Raw genomic sequence first — 21190 nt, forward strand, 5'->3', positions numbered from 1 at the left:
AAGCAAGGTATGATTGCTAACTTTGTAATAGCTGTGGTTTGTGTCACCAAATGAATCAAGAATATATTACAGGTCTAAGTCAGGCTTGGAAAGATATTTGTGATCAATATACTGAAAATGAACATCTTGCAGCTTTGCAATTTATCCAGAAGCATGTTGAGCATTTAGTTACTGTTTTTTATGAACAAATGTCGAGAGAACCAGCGTCAGCTGAATTTTTTAAAGACGATATTATTCAAAAAAGGCTCATCGACACCTTAAGAAAATGGTTATTAGAAACATTTAATGTTGCACTAAATAATGATTTTGAAATTTCGGTTAAAAGGCAGCAAAAAGTTGGAATGGTGCATGCGCGTGTCGGCATTCCGTCATGGTTGATTATGCGTGGTGTACGTGAAATAGAACGTAAAATATTTGAAATTTTAGAGCTAAACCAAACTCAAAATATTCTCCATATGTGTAGTTATATTGTGCAAATTATGGGATTTAGCACTGAAATTATGTGCCGATCTTATGAGATCAATACGGAAAAAAAGCAAGAAACCAAGCATAATTATCGCTTATTTTCAGCGATGCAAGATGTTGCAGTGCATAAAGATAAACAACGTGGTTCATTGCTCAATTGGGAAAATGAATTGATGTTTAAAATCTTTTCGGGAAATGTCAGTTTTTATCATTCCTTACTTTCAAAATCAGAATTTGGATTGTGGTTTATTCATAAAGCGGCATATGCTTTTTCGGGTTCAGATCAAGTTCAATTAATTATTGATCGAATTTATGAAGTGGATCAATTAACCCAGCAAACGATGCAGATGACGGAAAAAGATCAGCTGCAACAGTTGATTCAACAGATTCGTGAATTGAACCGTGAAATTCAGCATCTAGTTGATCAACTATTTCAAGTGGCTGAATATATTGAGTCTGGCAATGATTCTTTGACTCAACTCCTAAACTGTCGTTATCTCAGTACGATTATTTCACGTGAAATTACCTTTGCGCGGCAAAATGAAACGCCGTTGTCTTTGCTCGCCTTTGACGCGGATTATTTTAAAATGATCAATGATAAGTTTGGTCATGCGGCAGGTGATCTTGCGCTCAAATTTATTGCCGAAGCCTTACAGCGTTATAGTCAAGGTAGCGATTATGCATTCCGTATTGGTGGGGAAGAGTTCTTATTACTCTTGGTGGATACTGGTGTAAACCGTGCGATGAAAATTGCAGAAAATATTCGCCAATATATTGAAAAGGGTTTGATCCGAACGGCACAAGGTCAGCAATTTAGTTTTACCGTAAGCATTGGTTGTGTACAGTATGATGGACATCCTGATTATCAGCGTTTCTTAGATGCAGCAGATCATGCGCTGTATGCGGCAAAAAATAATGGTCGAAACTGTATCCAAGTCACTAAGCATTTGTCGTATATCTAATTCGTTCAGAGTATAAAAAACTCCCTTATGTGGGAGTTTTTTATGGGTAAATGCATTTTATGGCGAGATGTGCCGTAATTTAAACTTCAACAACCACATAGTATTTTTTGACGGCTTCGACAACTTCAAACTTGCCCTGAAACGATGGGGGAATAATGCCCGCATGGCCAGTAGAAACTTCGATATATCCGCCTTGTTGATCATGAATACGTACTAAACCTTCAAGGATTGTAAAAAACTCTTGTTTATTGGGTGCAAAGACAATATTCCATGCGCCAACTTCACATTGCCAAATCCCGCAGTCCATATTGGGGTGTACATACAGGCTTGCAGTTTCACGTTTAGGATTGCCCTGAACTAAACGGTCTGGGCGAGGGAAGTCTATGCTGTGTTTGGCTTGCGCTAAACCCTGACCGGCAATATATACATCTGACATGATTCATCCTGAAAATAGTGCTTTGCTATCAAAGCAAACGATTTGCGACATTAAAACACAAATAAAAAAAGCCTCAAGAGTTTGAGGCTTTTTTATGAGTGCTAACGCTGAATGTTCTATTAATAGCTTTCAGGTACAGCACTTAGGAATTCACGGCGTTCTTCTTTATTGGTTTTAAAGTCACCGACAAAAGAAACGGTACGAGTTGTAGATTCTTGTTTACCAACACCACGCATCATCATACACATGTGAGCTGAATCTATCACTACAGCAACACCACGTGCACCAGTCACTTCAGCCACAGCTTCAGCGATCTGCTGAGTGAGATTTTCCTGAATTTGTAAGCGACGGGCAAACATTTCAGTAATACGTGCGAATTTTGATAAACCTAAAACATTGCCTTCTGGGAGATAAGCAATATGTACACGGCCATAAAATGGCAATAAATGGTGCTCGCACAAAGAATAGAATTCGATATTCTTAACTAAGACCATTTCACGGTTATCGGATGGGAAAACCGCATTGTTGGTCACTTCTTCAAGTGTCTGGCTATAACCAGAAGTAAGATATGAAAAAGCTTTAGCAGCACGCATAGGCGTATCTTTAAGACCTGGGCGATTCAGATCTTCACCAACGGCAGTTAGGATATTTGCGTAGGATTGCTGCATAGACATAAGACGTGTTCACTTACACTGAGAGATTGAACAAGGACGGCATTGTAGCAGAAAACTATTACAATGCCTTCTTTTGGAGTTAAATCCGATTATTGTTTAAACTGTGGGTTCTTTTCTGCACGTTTAAGCAGAACCAGTACAGCACCTGTACCGCCTTGTTTTTCTGGGGCGCTCACAAATGCCAATACGTCACGGTGTTGACGTAACCAACTATTTACATAAGTTTTTAAAATTGCTTCTGGCCCTTTGCCATGCACAATTTTAATGACGTTTTGATTGTCATCTTTCGCCATTTGAATGATTTGCAGCACAGCCGAACGAGCTTCTTCTACAGTGCAACCGTGTAAGTCGACTGCTTCGAACCAACGTAGATTACCGGCTTTTAAATCTTCAAAAACTTTATGCTGTAAGGTTGCAATGCGATAGCTTAAGGCCGCTTGACTGGCAACAGGGTTGAGCATCGCTTGCGTATCAGAAAGTAATGCATCATCTGTTTCCATAGGACCAATTGCAGCAGCACGTTTAGCCAACGTTTGCGCATCAGGTTTTTTACGACCCACTTTTTCCATTTTTGCAGTATTTCCTGCATTCATTTTTTGAACACCTTGCATTTGCTTTTGGAAAAGCGCGAAGTCTTCTTCCTGCTCTTGTTCAACAGTCTTTGGCGTTGGCTCAGGCTGTTTAGCAATCGTAGAGGAATGTGGATTCGTAATTTGCTTTTTAAAAGATTTCAGTAGGTTGTACTGATCTTTTGAAAGCGAAGAATCGTGTTTGCTCATAATGAAAAAACGGGAAATATACAAAAATTTAAAGCAATTATAGCCTTAAATGGCACTGATTTGAACTGGAAAGACTTTATATAAAGAAGATCTCTTAATTCATTACAAATCCTATTTGGGCTTCAAAGTTGAATTAATTAATTTAATAACTTTTTTATTTTTATATTGTTCTGCAAGAGCTAATGCTGATTGTTCTTCATTAAATTTAGAAATACACACGATTTCGGTTGAAGCGCCTTTTTCAAGTAAATAAGAAATTATCTGATATTGATTTAGGCGAATATAGCTAAATACCAAATAAATCATTACAGTAATCTTTAAATAATTTATCAATATCTTTAACTCTAAACTTAGTTCGAATCGCCTTGACTCGTGACCACATATTTTCTATTGGATTTAAATCTGGACTATATTTAGGAAGCCACACAATGTAATGGCCTGCACAACGTATCAACTCCTGAAGTCTTTTCCCTTTGTGAAAGGTCGCATTGTCCATAATCAAAACACTGCTTTCTTTCAACTTAGGTAATAAATCCTGTTCAATCCAACATTCAAATACTTCTGTATTCACAGAACAATTAAACACACCAACTGTCAACAATCTATTTTCGATAATTGCACCGATCGCATTACTGCAATTCTTCAACTGCCAGTTAAATTCACCTTCAGCACGTGTTCCTTGAAGGCTATAACTATGAGTTCTGGTACTTTCACTTTGAAAACCACTTTCATCTATGTAAATCAGAGGCAATTTCCCTTCTAAACACTCTATGAGATTTTGAAATTGCTGACGTTGATTTTGATCTGCTTTAGGATGCTTTAACGTCTTTTTTTACGCGATATTCCTGCGGCATGTAATGCATTAAATACCGCATGAGTGCTTACTCCTAAACGTTCAGCTCGCTCATACTGATAATCATCAGGATATTGTTCAACATCCTTCAATATTTGCTCTCTGCTAATTTTAACTGGACGGCCAGGAATAGGTTTGTTTGTAGTGGACTTTTTCCAGTTCTGAATCGTTTGTATACAGATGTTAAAATGCTGTGCTGCTTTTCGCACAGACATTTCATCTCGAATCATAATTTCTATGACTTTGTCTTTAAAATCTTTTGAATATCCCATATCTCTATTGTTCTATAGTTTTTAGGATTTGGCTATAGCTTTACCTAATGGGGAGCATCTAGTGAAATAATATGTTTGTGGTTCAACTTCATCTACTACAAGTTCATTTATTTTCCTAAGCTTCATTTTTTTAATGAAAGAAATATCTGTGTGCTCGATTGCCGCCATAATTAAGGTGGTATCATAAAATTCATTGTTTTCACCAAAATTTAAATATTCAAGATACAAATTTTTGGCTTTTTCATAATTATCAATATCATTTTTCTGTGTCAGGTTCTTTATCGCATTTTGGAAAAAATCATTCATATCATCAAAATCATTTATTGCTGCATGGAACATGAATAGATTTATTAAATATGGCTCATCAGCTAAATTCTTTTTCAATAAATGAGAATTATCTTTATAAAAAGTCTGTTCAAAATGATTTAATTTTTCCATGTAAATAGGGTGAGATTTAATATTGAGTGGTTTTGATAAAGAATTTTTATGTCCTTTAGAAATAGAAAAATAGGTTGAATTTTCAATATTCTTGTTTTTAGTATTGATTGAGAAATTAATGACTATTGGTAAGCCTTGATAACTAATGATTTCAATTTGATTCTTATTGAAATCATAATTTTTGCCCTTTAGCACGTGAGTATTTATATTTGGAAAAATTTGATTTAGGTCAATCTGAGCAGCAATGATGCCTTCGGGCATAGTGGAAATATTAAAGTAGAGGATATGATTTTGGTCAATAAGATACGGTGAGCCTGTATACAGAGTTATATTTTTTGCCCAACTTATCTGGTGTAGTGAAACCAAGATTAATGAAATGAATAGAAGAGTAGAAGCAATAATCGACTTCATTATTTTTAATTCTCAATTGAATAAAAATTATAAAAAGGATGTGTAATTTTTTTAATATGGATGCAAAGGAGAAAAAGGGTGAGCGAACTCACCCTACATATTCCATTTATATTTTATCAGGCACACCAAACAGCTCCTTAAACGCCTGATCAGGGCGTGGCTGCTTCATAAAACTTTCACCGACCAAGAATGCATGAATGTCATGTTCTTGCATCATGGCAACATCTGCAGGTGTTGCAATACCGCTTTCTGTGACAAGTAGGCGAGAAGGCTCAAGTAACTTCTTCAAACGTAATGATGTATTGAGGTCAACTTCAAAGGTTTTTAAATTACGGTTATTGACGCCAAGTAGACAGTTGTCAGAAAGACGCATTGCACGCTCAAGTTCTTCTTCGTCATGTACTTCAACCAACACGTCGAGATTGTGCTCAAAAGCAGTTTTCGACATTTCTTCGAGTTGTTGATCAGACAAACAAGCCACGATTAATAAAATACAGTCCGCATGTAAAGCGCGTGCTTCAATTACGCCATAAGGGTCAATTAAAAAATCTTTACGTAGCGCAGGTAAGTCACAGTTCGTACGTGCAATCTGAATGTTTTCATCGGCACCTTGAAAAAAATCCACATCGGTGAGAACAGACAAACATGCCGCACCAGCATCTTGATACTGCTGCGCAATTTCAGCAGGGTTAAAGTTTTCACGAATGATGCCTTTCGATGGTGATGCTTTTTTAATTTCAGCAATCACCCCCGGACGTTTAGAGCCGAGGTTTTGTGCAAAACCTCGAATGGGTGTAGCTGCTTGAGCTAGCTCTTCGACATCTTTATAGCTACGTTGTTTAAGACGGGCTGCAAATTCTTCTTTTTTACGTTCAACAATTTTACCCAAAATTGTATTGGCGATATCTACCATGATCTGTGTCCTAATCTTAAGCTTCGTATTCTTTTAAAGTTTTAGTAAATTCAGACAAAATGCCCATTTTTTCTAAGGCTTGACCGCCATAGATAATGTCATGTGCTAATGCAACACCTTGTTTATAGCTATTGGTTAAGCCTGAAACATAGATACCGGCACCTGCATTTAGGGCAATCATATTCGCGGCTTTATCACCGAGCGCAGTTTTGTTTTTACCTAAAGCATCTTTAATTAATTTTAGACTTTCAGCCGCGCTATCTACAGATAGACCTGTTAAGGTCTGCGACTCGATATCAACAGCTTCCGGCTGAATTTCCCATTCAGTAACTTCGCCATCTTTAAGTTCTGCAACATAAGTACTTGATGCAAGGCTAATTTCATCTAAACCGTCTTTAGAATGCACCACCAAGACATGTTCTGCACCAAGCTGTTTTAAAACTTCAGCCATAGGACGACATAATTCTGTAGAGAAAACTCCAATCACAAAACGTTTTACGCCGGCCGGATTCGTAAGCGGGCCAAGTAGGTTGAAAATACTACGGAAGCCCAATTCTTTACGTGGACCAGCAGCATATTTCATGGCTTTATGATGATTAGGTGCAAAGAGGAAACCCACGCCCATTTCACGAATACAGCGTTCAGTTTGCTGCATGTTCAGGTCAAGGTTAATTCCTGCTTGTTCTAAAAGATCAGAAGAACCTGATTTTGATGAAACACCACGACCGCCATGTTTAGCAATAGTTGCACCTGCTGCCGCAATGACAAAACTAGACGCAGTAGAGACGTTAAATAAGTTTTGACCATCACCACCTGTACCAACGATATCCACTAAATGTGGCAAATCACTGACATCGATTTTGATCGCAAACTCACGCATTACACGTGCTGCGGCAGTGATTTCATCAATACTTTCACCTTTTTGGCGTAAGCCCATCATGAGTGCGCCAATTTGCGCATCGGTCGCTTCACCTTGCATGATGGTACGCATCACTTCTTCCATTTGAGGTTGAGTGAGTTCAATATTTTTAGTGATGTTATTTAAAGCTTGTTGAATATTCATAATATTTTTTGCACTCGATTAAGCGTAAATTTCTAAGAAGTTTTTAAAGATTTGATGGCCATGTTCACTAAGAATTGATTCAGGGTGAAACTGCACGCCTTCGACAGGCAATGTCTTATGTTTTACGCCCATGATTTCTTCCATCGTGCCATCTTCTTCATTGGTCCAGCAGGTCACTTCTAAACATTCAGGCAAAGTCGCTTGATCAATTACCAAAGAGTGATAACGCGTTGCTGAAAATGGCGAAGGGAGGTTGCTGAAAATGCCTTGATCGCTGTGATACATGTCAGATAAACGACCGTGCATCACTTTTTTAGCGCGAATAATATCGCCGCCAAAAGCTTGTCCTATGGCTTGGTGGCCTAAACACACACCGAGTAAAGGAATTTTTCCCGCAAAGTGTTGAATCGCAGGAATTGAAATACCTGCTTCACTTGGCGAACAAGGGCCAGGACCAATGACTAAATACTTCGGTTGCCATCGCTCGATATCTTCCAATGTCACGGCATCGTTACGTACAACTTTTACTTCCTGATTTAACTCGCCAAAATATTGGACGATGTTGTAGGTAAAAGAGTCATAATTGTCGATCATCAAAAGCATGAGCGTATTAACCTTTGAAATTTATGCACTTAAATGTGCTTTGAATAGTCCGAAATGATTCTAAATAGTTGTATATTGACCCAAATATCGTGTGGATATTTTAAATAGAAAAATAGTGAAATATTTAGAATGCAGCCAATCATAGCAAATATTATTCAATTTCTGCTGAACAATTTCGCCAAAGTTCATCGCAACTGAAATCATTTCAGCAAATTATCGACTTATAAATTTAGGATTTAAGTTGAACAAAGCAATAGGCTGAATTTAAGTGTTTAAAATGTGTTCAATTGATATTTTAAAAAGATCTGCTTACTGTCGTTAAAAATTGCAATTCAGGCTCTAGCTGGAAAAATATGAACCGTTTTGAAGCAAAATCACCAAAATGGAGCACAATTAATGCAAAGGTAGATTGATCAAAATTAAAACAAAATGGTTAAATCTACTTCAAAAAAAGAGTGCTTTAAGGGCTCAAAAAACCTAAATATCGATCATGAATATAGTGATTACGCTGGTATTTTTCCATCTAGAACTAGCTAAACCATTAGTTTCTATCGTATTTAAATTCGACCTTAAAGCTTGAATAAAATCCTAATAATTTTATCGTTGAAAGCGATTAATCATTTTGGTGCATACTGGTGCAAAACCAAGTTGCACTATTTTGATACACCTGCGAGAAGTTTTTAAACAAAAGTGATGAAGAGTGGCTGAATATGGTGCATTTACTGTTACACACAGTATAATAGTCGAAAAGCAAGGAGCTAAAATCTTCTATTCTGATAAGGAATTCAGTATTTTAGCTTAGCTTTTAAAAGTTGGTACGGTAATTGCTTAATAACTACCAACTACTAACACGCACTTCAGTGTGCACAAAAAAATCATCGGAGCAAAATGAGCATGGCGAACAAGGTCCTTCAACTCATCCAAGAAAGTGGCGCAAAATGGGTCGATTTTCGCTTTACTGATACTAAGGGTAAAGAACAACACGTAACTTACCCAGCAGATTCAATCGACGAAGATACGTTTGAAGATGGCAAAATGTTTGATGGTTCTTCAATTGCTGGTTGGAAAGGCATTGAAGCATCTGACATGATCTTACGTCCAGATGCAGAAACTTGTTTTATCGACCCGTTCTTTGCAGAAGCTACAGTTGTTGTGACTTGTGATGTTATCGAACCTTCAACTGGTCAAGGTTATGAACGTGACCCACGCTCTATTGCTCGCCGTGCGGAAGAATACCTAAAATCAACTGGTATCGGTGATACAGCTTTCTTTGGTCCAGAACCAGAATTCTTCGTTTTTGACGAAGTAAAATGGGACATCGATATGTCTGGCGCGCGTCACACATTAATCGCTGAAGAAGCTGCTTGGTCTACTGGTAAAGATTACGAAGCGGGTAACTCTGGTCACCGTCCACGTGTGAAAGGTGGTTACTTCCCAGTTCCTCCTGTAGATTCTTCACAAGATATGCGTGCAGATATGTGTGCAAAAATTGAAGACATCATGGGCCCAGGTCGTGTAGAAGTACATCACCACGAAGTTGCATCTTGCCAGCTTGAAATCGGTGTAAGCTTCAACACTATGGTTCGTAAAGCGGACGAAGTACAACAGTTCAAATATGCTGTTTGGAACGTTGCTCACCAATATGCTAAAACTGCTACGTTTATGCCTAAACCAATGGTTGGCGATAACGGTTCTGGTATGCACGTTCACATGTCGATCTCTAAAGACGGCAAGAACTTGTTTGCTGGTGATGAATACGCTGGTCTTTCAGAAATGGCGTTATACTTCATTGGTGGTGTGATCAAACATGCTCGTTCATTGAACGCAATCACAAACCCTTCGACTAACTCGTACAAACGTTTAGTTCCACATTTTGAAGCACCGATTATGCTTGCTTACTCAGCACGTAACCGTTCAGCTTCTATCCGTATTCCTTATGTTTCTAGCCCTAAAGGCAAACGTATCGAAGCACGTTTCCCAGATCCAATGATGAACCCGTATTTAGGTTTCGCTGCACTTCTTATGGCTGGTCTTGACGGTATTCAAAACAAGATCCACCCAGGTGAAGCTGCTGACAAGAACTTGTACGACCTTCCTCCTGAAGAAGAAGCTAAAATCCCTACAGTGGCTCATAGCTTAGATATGGCGCTTGAAGCTCTTGCAGCTGACCATGATTACCTTCTTAAAGGTGGCGTGTTCACTAAAGAAATGCTTGATGCCTACATCGAACTTAAAACTGAAGAAGTTCGTCGTCTTAACACGACTACTCACCCAGTTGAATTCGACATGTACTACAGCTTGTAATTCTGTACAGAATTTCACTGTAAAAAGACCCGCCTTGTGCGGGTTTTTTTATGGGATGGGTTAAGATAAAGCAAAGAGTTGAATGAATATCTAAACATGGCAAAACCACGTAAAAAACATACCGGTTTTTTCCCTTGGATTGATCCAGCGGATCAGGCAAAGGGATTTAAACTCAACTTCTCAGAAGTGACTTATTTGGAAGTGGGACGGACAGTTGAAGGTTATAAGCAGGCTCAATTTGTCGAGCTGAAAAACCCAGAGCTGGCATTGGAGTTTGAATACCCTGAAAGTTTTTATATTACGACCGAAGGGTTGGTTTTAATAAAAACGCCGCAAGGCAAGTTTGAAGCCATTGCCAAGACAGATAACTTTTAATTCAACACTAAAAAAATTGAACTTAAAAAATGACCTGAAACACAGCAGGTCATTTTTATTGAATGTCTAGCAATTCACCAACCATCATTGCAAATCATGCTGTTTTAAATTATCGATTTCATATGGCGCATCTTCGGCAGGGTAGCGTAAGTTTTCGAATCCTTTGGTTTTGGCAATGGACCAAATCACACTCTCTCCCGCAGGGATGTTTTGGCTGCGCTGTGAATATAGTGGGTCTTGTAGGGCGTCTGCTGCTGAAATAAAAGTCCAGCCATGTTGCTGAAAGGCGGTAAGGAGATCTTTTAAAAATGCGGCATTAATAGCATTCACATGTAAAAGTAAAACATGCTGTGGTGAACGATTTATGGTGAGCTGGGCAAGTTGGTCATAATAATCTGCTCGGTGAAGCAGGTGAGCAATATACGCTTGTTTTAGGGGGTCTAATTTGTCCTGATCTTGCTGTTTGGCATAGTCGAGATATTTTTGGTTATAAAACCAGTCACTGGCATCTATACTGACTCCGCCAATGCGGTATTTATGCTGTGCTAGCCATAGATAGACAGCATCACGTTTTTCAGCGCTATTACCTTCTTTTAAAAATGGATAGCGGTAAATACGTGTGTAATTCGGCAACGTTTTTAGCACGGTATCCGCCTGTTCAATGCTGTGTAGATAATCGTGTACAGTGACACTTTGTTTATTCAGGTTTTGGTGCAATGCACTGTGATTGCCAATCAGATGGCCGGATTGTCCCCACGCTTGAATCAGTTACTTGCCTTGATAATCACCAATTTTAATCAGGCTCGGAAAAACTATAGTTTTGATTTGCTGATCATGCAGATGCTTTAAAATTTGAGCATTGATTTGTTCCGCTTGTGCGTTAAACGCTGGATTTAATCCATCATCAAAACTGAGGGCAATAGATTTTGCTTGAACCGTGATATTGGCACAAAGTAAAACGAAAAAAATAAAAACATGTAGCGGGTAAAATGGAAACATTATGCTTGTGTAATTTAGTGGTTATCCACGACATCATACTGTGTATGTGAGGTTTGTGTTGATTGCATATGTAATGAAGTGCTTAAGCTGTTTTGGTTTTGCTCATTTTACTGAAAACAAGCTATTGGTCATGAAAAACGATGTTGAGTTGGTTACACTAATGATTCGCTATACTCAGCAAATGGTTAAAGGGAAATGAAATATGCAGCGTCAAGCATGCGAAATGCGGGATAAAAGAATGTCTCCTGAATTAAGAACATGGTTGTATGCTTCGGGTTCATTAACCCAACAATTAACAGATTTTGCCCAAGGTGTATTTAAAGTTGAGCCGAGTATTGAGCAATTTCAACGTATGACGCTTCAAGATGCACGGTGGCTACAAATGCCAATACAGCACACAGCTTGGGTACGTGAAAGTTATTTATATGGCTGTGAAGCTGAGCCGTGGGTCAAGGCAAAAAGTATATTTCCAATCCTTAGCATACAAGGACGTGCGCGGATTTTTCAGCATATTGGTAAAAAACCGATCGGACATTTTTTATTTCAGCGTACCAATCCGAAGTGTGAGCGGCGTGTACTGTGGCTAGACGATGGTTGGACACGTCAGAGCTGTTATACTTGGCATGGTTGTAAATTTATTGTTCAGGAAACTTTTTTAGCGAGTTTTGAACAATATTTGCAGAAATAACATTACCAGATGAAGGACAGTCATGGCCGTGGTGCAACAAATTACTTGGCAGCAGCGTTTAGAAGCTTATTACTATTTATGTCGCTTCGATAAGCCAATTGGCACGGAACTGGTTTTTTGGCCAACCATGTGGGCACTGTGGATTGCCAATCAAGGAACACCGCAATTCAGTATTTTGATTCCCATGATTTTAGGCACGATATTTATGCGTGCAGCAGGTTGTGCGATTAATGACTTTGCTGACCGTAAAGTCGATGGTGCTGTGGAAAGAACCAAACATCGTCCTTTAGCCACTGGAGTGATTAGTGCTAAAGAAGCCATATATGTGTTCTTGATTTTGGTGCTTGCTAGCGCATGTATGTTGTTCTTTTTACCGATAGAAACTTTTTATTGGTCCTTTGGTGCATTGTTTTTAGCGTTCATTTATCCCTTTATGAAACGCTACACGCATCTGCCACAAGTATTTTTAGGCGCGGCATTTTCATGGTCGATTCCTATGGCTTATACCGCTGTGGGGCAAACACCTGATTTAACTTGTTGGTTATTGTATTTGGGTAATTTGGCGTGGACCGTTGCATATGACACACAATATGCCATTACTGACCGTGAATATGACTTGAAAATTGGCGTGAAATCAACTGCGATTTTATTTGGTAAATATGATATTGAAATCATTTCTTTATTACAGGCGCTAAGCATTGTACTGATTGGTTCTGCGTTGTATTTAGAAGATCTCTTGATGCCATTTGGTTTAGTTGCAATGTTGGCTGTGGCTGCCGATTTTATTTACCAATGGACTAAAACCAAAGGCCGTGATCCGCAGTTATGTTTTTGGGCGTTTCGCCATAACCGTTGGGTAGGGTTTATGATTTTTATTGGAATTTTTATGGCATTGGCTCTTTAATGTCATTGATCTGAAACTTTTTAAAATGAACTAAAGCATCCTATTCGGGTGCTTTTTTTTATGCATTAATAAAAAGGCATGTAGTTTCATGTTTAAAGAATAATGATTAAAAAGGATATTTTATGAAACGTTCAAAAATAGCATTAGCTTTGACAGTTGCAGTTTCTATGCTGTCTTTAACCGCGTGTAATGACGATGATAATGACTCATCATCTTCGAATCAAAAATCAACATTTGTGTCTGAAGCAAATTATGCTTTCAATACAGTAGACAATACATCGTCCATTAAAGTCATGACCTATAACATGACAAATGTACAGGGGAAAGCAGCGACTGCAACAGCCTTGGTATTATTTCCAAAAGCTACACAACCTAAAGATGGGTATCGCGTTGTGGTGTGGGAGCATGGAACAGTTGGAGCAGGAGATGAGTGTGCGCCAAGTAAAAATGTAATTCATCCACGCTTTAAAATTCTAGCTAACACGCTTATGGCGGCAGGTTATGTAATTGTGGCACCAGACTATGAGGGTTTAGGAACCAAGGGGGTTCATCCATACCTTAATTTATCGAGTGCGGCAAATTCGGCGCTTGCTGCAGTTAAAGCGGCAAAAGAACATTATGGTAAGCAACTCAATGGTCAGTGGATGTCGATTGGTCAATCGCAAGGTGGTCATGCATCCTTAGGGACGGCGGAATTTGCGAATACCGATACTAACTATAAAGGTGCAGTAGCAGCCGCACCTGCGTCGAGTTTAGGCACGATTATTAAGATTTACTTAGATCCAAAACTAAATGTAGATGCAAATGGTCAACCTAAAGCCCATGGATTGAATAGATTGGATGAACAGTTGGCACAAGTGCGTTATGCACTTAGTATGGGGCAGCTTTCGGAAGTTCAAGCACAGGCGTTAATTGATCAAATTGCAGATGGCTATGCTGAGCTTTTGGCATATGCTGCATTGACCAGTTCGGGTATTAAAGCCTATGAGCCAAATTATGATTTAAAAAATATTTTTACTGCTGATGCTGGTGTTATTGCAGAAAAAGCCTATGGACGTACAGGAGATGACGGTGCATGTTTAAGTTATGCCGATCCAAATGGCGCAAATGGTTTGCAAGAACAGTTTAAAGCAGCTGTGATTGAATTCTTAAAAGATCCAACGCATACGGTTTCACAGTACGGAATTGATTTGAATAAAATCGATACCGATCCTGTTGTTCAGAAATTTTTAAATGATAATCAGCCAGCGACAAATATAACTGCAGCTAAAGTGATTAAAGCCCCTGTTTATATTATTCAAGGTGCAAATGATCAGGCAGTTATTCCTGTGGTTACGCAAGCGCTATTTGCAAATATGAAAACGCAAGCGACGAAGTATTTCCCAGAGGCAAATTATGCTGAAGGTTATCAATTAGACGTTGTGCCAAATGCAAGTCATACACAGGCGATTATCTGTAGAAATGCGCAAGCGGTCGAATTTATTCAAGCTAAAATGTCTGCAGGTACAGGTATTGATTTAACCAATGAGCAAAAAGATGCGAGCCAAAGTCCACATTGTACGGGTATAGCTGCTTCAAGCTAAGTTTTTAAATAATAAAAAAAGGAGCATGTCTCCTTTTTTTATTGAATATTGGACTGTTAATCATTCAATCCTTGAAAATAAGGGGCATAGTTAGTTCGAGCAAAGAATGTTATGAAGACTTGAGCGAAATTTGTTTTTTGCTATATTGGGCGTCGAATTATTTATGTAAATGAAAGAATAGTTATGTCTGAAGTTAAGCCAAACCCCAATACCAAAAAGATGATCATTTTGATGGCACTTGGGCTATTGATTCCTATATTTTTGGTCAGTATGGCTTTTCTTGCAGTCAATAGTGATGCTAAAAACCAAGAAAAGTATAAGCAACAACAAGCTGAAATGATTGAGCGTATTAAAGCAAAAGAAGCTCAAGATGCGGCTTTGGCTGCTGAGGCTGACCAAGCAGTATCAGAAGTGCTGGCTGTTCAAGAGTCAAATGCTCAATAAAATTCAGCTTACATTGTGGATGTGAATGCAATGCGCATTCACTCAATGTTTGATTTTGATTTACGTATTTTACAACTATTTATTTACATCATGCCTGAGCGTGTGAACTGTTGGAATACTGGTGTAGCGGATTACACGGTAGCCAGCTTCTTCAAGCATTGCATCACGTTCAGCATCTTCTTGCTCTTTGCCTATATGACTGGGGTCATCTAGTTCGATAATCACAAGCACATTATAAGTTTGGTCAAGTATGACAAAATCAGTGACTTTTCGATTAAATCTATTTCTGATTTTGTAATTTTGAGTGGTGATCAGTGCACTAAAAGCCACTTGGGCTAAAATGTAGTAGTTCGGAAATGCTTCATTTAAACGATGAAACATCTTACTTTCAAAGGCAGTGATTACACGACGTGGGAAATACTTTTGTCTGCTTCTAAACAGTCTGGGAAAGACTAAGTAGACAAGGGCAAAAGTTGCCAAGCAACCAATAATAAAAAATATGAACTGACTGAGATCTGGCACGGAATAAACTACATATATGAAAAAAGCCCACGTCATGATGCGTGGGCTTTTTAGAATTTGGCTCTCCAACCTGGGCTCGAACCAGGGACCTGCGGATTAACAGTCCGTCGCTCTACCGACTGAGCTATTGGAGAATCTGCATGAATTCTATGGGGCAAATGCAGTGAGGTCAAGTCAGAATTGCAAAAAAATAAGGAAATTTAGGCTGAATGTATTAAATATAAACACCTTTAATATAAAGCGTTTTTAAAACTTAAGCTCTGACTATTCTTTCTAATGTGGTCGGAGAGCTAAGTGAATAGCTTAGGTCATCGAGCAAGTTATACTTATCTTAAAACAAAAGTCAGAGCATAAAAAAAGCCCACGACATAATGCGTGGGCTTTTAGAATTTGGCTCTCCAACCTGGGCTCGAACCAGGGACCTGCGGATTAACAGTCCGTCGCTCTACCGACTGAGCTATTGGAGAATCTGAAACGGATTCTAAAGATGTATGGCAGGGTGGTCAAGCCTGATTTAAATAAAATACAGAAAATTCAAATTAAGTGTTTTAAAAATAGCCGAATCCGACAACTTGGTACATATACGGATACTTTTAGGAAAGCAAAAACAAAAAAGTAGGTATGCTTTGTTAAATAGTTGGCGATAAAAAACCCACTTCGCAATGAGTGGGCTTTTTAGAATCTGGCTCTTCCACCTGGGCTCGAACCAGGGACCTGCGGATTAACAGTCCGTCGCTCTACCGACTGAGCTATGGAAGAATAGATGGCTCTCCAACCTGGGCTCGAACCAGGGACCTGCGGATTAACAGTCCGTCGCTCTACCGACTGAGCTATTGGAGAATCTGATGCGCATTTTAGGGATGAATTTTAAAGTGGTCAAGCAGATTTGATGAAATGACTATTTGAATGTTTTTTTATTGTTCAAGTCTAGAAATTTTTTCTTAAATAGCGGTTATTTTTGAAGTTTTTTATATCATCTAGGTTGCTGATTTGCTTTATCGTCAAATTTTGTAGATTTAAATTTTTAAGCGTAGTTATACGTTTCTCTTGATCTAAAGGAATTATAATTTGGAATAATAAATATATTTCTAAAATTTGATGGTTTGCGAAGGTATCTAAATGAAATTTAGAAAAAGACATAACAGGTTTAATGGTGTTTTGGAGTAGATTAAAAAGATTTTGATTGTGTTTGAATACAATCCTTAATAAATATTCATTACCGACAGGTAATAGTTTGTAGTGACTTTTTGTGTTGTTAATGGATATGCTTTCTATTTGATCATAGTTAAACTGAATTTTCATTATATAAAGTTGAATTATACAATGACTTTCGAAAAATCTAATTTGTGGCAGTCCATTTTTGATGATAAGTAAAATTAAGACGAATTCCATAATTGATAATCCAGTCAGTATTAGTGCTGAATTAAAGCTATATTTAATAGATTCTTGAACATAAGAGTAACTCACATACTGGATTATAGTGATAAAGATAAACATCACTAATATTTTGGTATATTTTGCTTTTATGATTAGTAATGGCTCTTGATTCATTCTTTTGTGTAATATTGTTTGTTGTGGCAGTATGATATTTAAAGCATAAAAAATCACCCTAAAAGGGTGATTTTTTTACTTTAAAATAAGTTTTAAAACTTATTTTTCAACGCCAGCAGCTTGACCTGCATATTTAGCGTTTGCATAGTCCCAGTTCACTAGGCTTTCTAAGAAAGTAGAGATGTATTTAGGACGAGCGTTACGGAAATCGATGTAGTAAGCATGTTCCCAAACGTCGATAGTCAACACTGCAACTTTACCGTGAGCAAGTGGAGTGTCAGCATTTGAAGTTTTAAGGATAGAAAGGTTACCGTTTACTTCGTCAGCAACTAACCAAGCCCAACCTGAACCGAACTGAGTTGCAGCAGCATTTGCAAATTCTTCAGCGAATTTTTCGTAAGAACCGAAAGCTTCGTCGATTTTAGCTGCTAAAGCGCCAGTAGCTTTACCGCCACCGTTTTTAGCCATACAGTTCCAGTAGAATGTGTGGTTCCATACTTGAGCTGCATTGTTGAAGATACCAGCTTTAGAAGCATCGCCTTTAACAGCAGTGATGATTTCTTCTAAAGTTTTGCCAGCAAGGTCAGTACCTTCAATTGCTTTGTTTAGGTTAACCACATAAGTATTGTGGTGTTTGTCGTGATGGTATTCTAAAGTTTCTTTGCTGATATGAGGAGCAAGATCTTCGTAACCGTAAGGTAACGCTGGTAAAGTAATCGTTGTCATGTTTTCAATTCCTTGCATTTTGCTGGGTTTTGACATTAAGTGCCGTTATTGTAATAGATTCTTGCAGTAAAATGCGCATTGCTTATAAATAACAATACAGAATAAAGCCTGAAAATATACGTATAAGGACTGAGCCAAAGACCAGGACGATTTAAATTAAATCGGGTTGTTTAATTCGAAATAACTATACTCAATATTGAACTGTTCTGAAATAGCTTTTGCGAGTCGTTGTACACCATATCTTTCAGTTGCATGATGTCCGCAGGCATAATAATGCACATTTAATTCTTCAGCCTCATAAAAAGTGCGTTCACTCACTTCACCTGAAATGTACGCATCACAATCTAATGCAGCCGCCTTGCCAATAAAGTCCTGTGCGCCGCCCGTACAAAAACCAATTTTTTGAATAGAGGGTTTATCTGCCGCCAGGTGAATGGCATCAAATCCTAATCTTTCAGAAACGAACTCTTTAAACGCCGCTGGAGTCATGGCTTGTTTTAAATAACCAACATTGCCAATAGGATTGCGTTCAGTAGGATCTAAAGCTTCAATATTTTCTAATTCGAGCAAATCTGCTATCGCTGCATTATTACCTAAAGTAGGGTGACTATCTAAAGGTAAGTGATAACCAACGAGTGAAATATCGTTTTTGATCAGGCTTTTGATGCGTTTGCCGCGCATACCTGTGATTGGGTAAGCTTCACCTTTCCAAAAATAACCATGGTGTACCAATAGCAAATCAGCTTTTTCTGCTATCGCGGCTTCAATCGCTGTTTGTGATGCGGTAACTGCACATAAAATTTTATGCACTTCTGCTGAGCCTTCAATTTGCAAGCCGTTGGGAGCATAGTCCTTAAATTCATGTGCTTTGAGTGTGCTGTCACACCACTGAATAATTTCACTTAACTGAGCCATATACTGTCCAAAATCTCAAAGAGACGAATCAAAATTTACGATTGTTTAAATTGTAACTAAAGAATCACAAATCTCTGTATTTATTTTTAATTTTGTTGAAAAGATTACATTACAATACGATATAAATTATTTAGCCATCAATGAATTATAAAATTTAGAGGATATAGACGTGCGTCGGACCTTTACATGGTTACCTTGGGTATTATTAATACTTGTGATCATCGGTTTCTTTACATGGCAACAGGTTCAAAAACCTAAAGCACCCATTGCCCCAGATGGGGTTAAAATGCCTGCAGAAAAGGTTGAGCCCCTCATTGATACGTCGCGTACAGGCGGTGTAGTTTCGTATAGTGCTGCGGTAAAAGTTGCTGCTCCAGCGGTTGTCAATATTTTCACTACGCAAAAAGTGAAACAATTGGATCATCCTTTATTAAATGATCCGGTTTACCGTGAGTTTTTTGGTAATCAACTTCCAGATCAAACCAATCAAAACGAAAATAGTTTAGGTTCAGGTGTGATTGTTCGTCCAGATGGCTATATTTTGACGAATAACCACGTGATCGCACAGGCCGATCAGATCGTTGTGGCTTTACATGATGGTCGTCGTGCTGAAGCGAAAGTTGTGGGTACAGACCCAGATACAGACCTAGCTGTGATTAAGATTGAAATGAGTCAATTACCGGTTTTGCCATTTAAGCTAAGTGGCAATGAAGTCGGTGATGTCGTCCTAGCGATTGGTAACCCTTTTGGCGTGGGTCAGACGGTTACGCAAGGGATTATCTCAGCTACAGGTCGTTCAGATTTGGGAATCAACACTTACGAAGACTTTATTCAAACAGATGCTGCGATCAACCCCGGCAACTCTGGTGGTGCTTTAATTGATGTTGCAGGGAACTTAATTGGTGTAAATACCGCGATCTTCTCGCAGTCAGGTGGCTCTTTGGGGATTGGTTTTGCCATTCCTGCAAAAGTATGTCAACAAGTATTGAACGCTATTTTAAAAGATGGGCGAGTGGTTCGTGGTTGGTTAGGTATTAGTTTACTTCCAATTAAACAAGAAAATATTTTAGATCCACGTGTGAATGGTGTGATTGTCGCAGATGTCATTCGTAATGGACCTGCAGCACAAGCAGGTTTAAAACGTGGTGATAAAATCATGAAAGTGAATAATGAGCTGATTACCTCGACCTCACATTTAATCAATTACGTTGCACAACAAGCGCCATTGAGCACTATGCAAATTGAGATTGAGCGAGACGGAAAGGCGATGACTTTGCCAGTACAAGTGGGAGAGCGTAAACCGCAAACTCAAAACAGTGACTCGCAATATATTCCATTACCCCGCTAGCATAGAAAATCCCTCTTCATGAGGGATTTTTTTTGAGTGCCTTTTTTGTAGATCGCTTTGAAGCGCATCGTTTGAGTCAAACAATACGCTTTGTAATTGAAATATCAATTACAAAAATGCATTGCACGCTTTGCTGAATTTGGCTTAATTTATAAGCAATAATAATCAGATAAGCGTATAAGAATATGAGCTTTTTACCCGCAGAACATGCCAAAGTTTTATCCAGTCAAGCCAATTTAGATATCGCCTTATATAAGGCACGTTTGGCTTTGCTGATTGAAGAAAATGCCAAACAGGGGAATACCGCCGTATTTACGGTTTTACCCAAGCATTTAGCTTTAGAAGAGATTCGAAGTCTATCTGCTGAGCTTACAGAATTGGGATATCAAGTTCGATTTGAAGTGAATGAATTCTTTTATAATTTTAATGTGTACTGGATTTGATTCGGGATTCACTATATTTAAGGTCGTAAGTTAAAAACAAGATGAAACCCTTTAGAAAACCACGATAATCGCAGTTTTCTAAAGCTGTTTTATAACGTAGCGACTTATTCAGATTTTTGATAGTCATTAATGACTTCAAGTGCCGCACGAAAGGCTTCTTGAGTCGCCGGTGCGCCACAATATGGCAAACTATGAAGTAACACTTCCTGAATTTCTTCTACAGTCGCCCCATTATTTAAAGCACCTCGGACATGACCCTTGAGTTCTGTTGGACTTTTTTGTGCAGTTAAAAATGCAATGGTAATCAGTGAGCGATATTTACGGGGTAAAACGCCTTCACGCTGCCAAGTTGAACCCCATGCATGCTCATTAATCCAATCTTGCAAAGGTTGAGTAAATGGCACGGTATTGTCTTGCGCACGTTTGACGAAACTCTCACCCATAACTTCAGTACGAACTTTTAAGCCATTTTCATAATCTTGTTTTGACATGCAGCAAACCCTCTGTGATGTAATTTTG

The 21190-nt window shown here is 38.5% G+C and carries 22 protein-coding genes, 4 tRNA genes and 1 pseudogene; 9 read left to right on the top strand and 18 right to left on the bottom strand.

Going from position 1 to position 21190, the window contains the following annotated elements:
- The first annotated feature begins 50 nt into the window (after positions 1-50).
- Positions 51-1427, top strand: coding sequence for a diguanylate cyclase (locus MST16_RS05850; protein WP_180012201.1), 1377 nt, complete (start codon positions 51-53; stop codon positions 1425-1427).
- A 79-nt stretch (positions 1428-1506) separates the two neighbouring features.
- On the opposite strand, the gene MST16_RS05855 is transcribed toward MST16_RS05850, so the two are convergent.
- The 9 genes from MST16_RS05855 to MST16_RS05895 form a co-directional block, all read right to left on the bottom strand.
- Positions 1507-1863: a cupin domain-containing protein gene (locus MST16_RS05855; protein WP_180012199.1), complete on the bottom strand. Its 357-nt coding sequence runs from the start codon at positions 1861-1863 to the stop codon at positions 1507-1509.
- A 119-nt stretch (positions 1864-1982) separates the two neighbouring features.
- On the bottom strand, positions 1983-2531 hold the full coding sequence (folE, locus tag MST16_RS05860; RefSeq protein WP_171262632.1) for a GTP cyclohydrolase I FolE: 549 nt from the start codon (positions 2529-2531) through the stop codon (positions 1983-1985).
- A gap of 95 nt (positions 2532-2626) precedes the next feature.
- Positions 2627-3316, bottom strand: coding sequence for a Smr/MutS family protein (locus MST16_RS05865; RefSeq protein WP_078190270.1), 690 nt, complete (start codon positions 3314-3316; stop codon positions 2627-2629).
- Positions 3317-3602: 286 nt separating this feature from the next.
- Complete coding sequence (locus tag MST16_RS05870) at positions 3603-4088, bottom strand: transposase (RefSeq protein ID WP_227554803.1); 486 nt, start codon at positions 4086-4088, stop codon at positions 3603-3605.
- Between the two features lie 47 nt (positions 4089-4135).
- Positions 4136-4441, bottom strand: a complete 306-nt coding sequence (locus tag MST16_RS05875) for an IS630 transposase-related protein (protein WP_180136461.1) — start codon at positions 4439-4441, stop codon at positions 4136-4138.
- 21 nt (positions 4442-4462) lie between these two features.
- Complete coding sequence (locus MST16_RS05880) at positions 4463-5290, bottom strand: hypothetical protein (protein WP_180010493.1); 828 nt, start codon at positions 5288-5290, stop codon at positions 4463-4465.
- Positions 5291-5396: 106 nt separating this feature from the next.
- Entirely contained in the window at positions 5397-6203 is an 807-nt protein-coding gene (trpC, locus tag MST16_RS05885; RefSeq protein WP_180010492.1) for an indole-3-glycerol phosphate synthase TrpC, read from the bottom strand.
- Positions 6204-6219: 16 nt separating this feature from the next.
- Entirely contained in the window at positions 6220-7266 is a 1047-nt protein-coding gene (trpD, locus tag MST16_RS05890) for an anthranilate phosphoribosyltransferase (protein WP_180010491.1), read from the bottom strand.
- Between the two features lie 18 nt (positions 7267-7284).
- Positions 7285-7869, bottom strand: a complete 585-nt coding sequence (locus MST16_RS05895; protein ID WP_078190263.1) for an aminodeoxychorismate/anthranilate synthase component II — start codon at positions 7867-7869, stop codon at positions 7285-7287.
- An 888-nt stretch (positions 7870-8757) separates the two neighbouring features.
- On the opposite strand from MST16_RS05895, the gene glnA reads away from it, so the two are divergent.
- Complete coding sequence (gene glnA / locus MST16_RS05900) at positions 8758-10173, top strand: type I glutamate--ammonia ligase (RefSeq protein ID WP_171319222.1); 1416 nt, start codon at positions 8758-8760, stop codon at positions 10171-10173.
- 96 nt (positions 10174-10269) lie between these two features.
- Entirely contained in the window at positions 10270-10548 is a 279-nt protein-coding gene (locus MST16_RS05905; protein ID WP_111884533.1) for a hypothetical protein, read from the top strand.
- 84 nt (positions 10549-10632) lie between these two features.
- Here the strand turns inward: MST16_RS05905 and MST16_RS05910 are convergent.
- Positions 10633-11547 (bottom strand): annotated as a pseudogene (locus MST16_RS05910) (polysaccharide deacetylase family protein).
- A gap of 202 nt (positions 11548-11749) precedes the next feature.
- Here MST16_RS05910 and MST16_RS05915 point away from each other — a divergent pair.
- The 4 genes from MST16_RS05915 to MST16_RS05930 all read left to right on the top strand — a co-directional run bounded on the left by MST16_RS05915 (position 11750) and on the right by MST16_RS05930 (position 15166).
- The gene (locus MST16_RS05915; protein WP_111884531.1) at positions 11750-12235 is read left to right on the top strand and encodes a chorismate lyase; all 486 of its coding nucleotides are present in this window, start codon (positions 11750-11752) and stop codon (positions 12233-12235) included.
- A 22-nt stretch (positions 12236-12257) separates the two neighbouring features.
- Positions 12258-13139, top strand: coding sequence for a 4-hydroxybenzoate octaprenyltransferase (ubiA, locus tag MST16_RS05920; RefSeq protein WP_180010441.1), 882 nt, complete (start codon positions 12258-12260; stop codon positions 13137-13139).
- A 122-nt stretch (positions 13140-13261) separates the two neighbouring features.
- A complete protein-coding gene (locus MST16_RS05925; RefSeq protein WP_180010440.1) occupies positions 13262-14722 on the top strand; it encodes a S9 family peptidase in 1461 nt (486 codons plus the stop codon).
- Between the two features lie 183 nt (positions 14723-14905).
- A complete protein-coding gene (locus MST16_RS05930; protein WP_180010439.1) occupies positions 14906-15166 on the top strand; it encodes a hypothetical protein in 261 nt (86 codons plus the stop codon).
- A 75-nt stretch (positions 15167-15241) separates the two neighbouring features.
- Here MST16_RS05930 and MST16_RS05935 read toward each other — a convergent pair whose 3' ends face one another.
- From MST16_RS05935 to MST16_RS05965, 7 genes are all read right to left on the bottom strand, one after another.
- Positions 15242-15724, bottom strand: coding sequence for a DUF2726 domain-containing protein (locus MST16_RS05935; protein WP_218946150.1), 483 nt, complete (start codon positions 15722-15724; stop codon positions 15242-15244).
- Positions 15725-15746: 22 nt separating this feature from the next.
- Positions 15747-15822 (bottom strand) — tRNA-Asn (locus MST16_RS05940).
- Positions 15823-16079: 257 nt separating this feature from the next.
- A tRNA-Asn gene (locus tag MST16_RS05945) sits at positions 16080-16155 on the bottom strand.
- A gap of 216 nt (positions 16156-16371) precedes the next feature.
- A tRNA-Asn gene (locus MST16_RS05950) sits at positions 16372-16447 on the bottom strand.
- A gap of 5 nt (positions 16448-16452) precedes the next feature.
- Positions 16453-16528, bottom strand: a tRNA-Asn gene (locus MST16_RS05955).
- A gap of 810 nt (positions 16529-17338) precedes the next feature.
- Positions 17339-17965, bottom strand: a complete 627-nt coding sequence (locus MST16_RS05960; protein ID WP_078192384.1) for a superoxide dismutase — start codon at positions 17963-17965, stop codon at positions 17339-17341.
- A gap of 156 nt (positions 17966-18121) precedes the next feature.
- The gene (locus MST16_RS05965) at positions 18122-18880 is read right to left on the bottom strand and encodes a Nif3-like dinuclear metal center hexameric protein (protein ID WP_180010437.1); all 759 of its coding nucleotides are present in this window, start codon (positions 18878-18880) and stop codon (positions 18122-18124) included.
- Positions 18881-19049: 169 nt separating this feature from the next.
- Between MST16_RS05965 and MST16_RS05970 the strand changes: the two genes are divergently transcribed.
- Positions 19050-20228: a S1C family serine protease gene (locus tag MST16_RS05970; RefSeq protein WP_180010436.1), complete on the top strand. Its 1179-nt coding sequence runs from the start codon at positions 19050-19052 to the stop codon at positions 20226-20228.
- Between the two features lie 185 nt (positions 20229-20413).
- Positions 20414-20671, top strand: coding sequence for a hypothetical protein (locus MST16_RS05975; protein ID WP_078190243.1), 258 nt, complete (start codon positions 20414-20416; stop codon positions 20669-20671).
- 104 nt (positions 20672-20775) lie between these two features.
- On the opposite strand, the gene MST16_RS05980 is transcribed toward MST16_RS05975, so the two are convergent.
- A complete protein-coding gene (locus tag MST16_RS05980) occupies positions 20776-21162 on the bottom strand; it encodes a carboxymuconolactone decarboxylase family protein (RefSeq protein WP_180010435.1) in 387 nt (128 codons plus the stop codon).
- Positions 21163-21190 lie beyond the last annotated feature (28 nt).

This window comes from Acinetobacter sp. YH16040_T (genome assembly GCF_024605785.1).
Classification (GTDB): domain Bacteria; phylum Pseudomonadota; class Gammaproteobacteria; order Pseudomonadales; family Moraxellaceae; genus Acinetobacter; species Acinetobacter amyesii.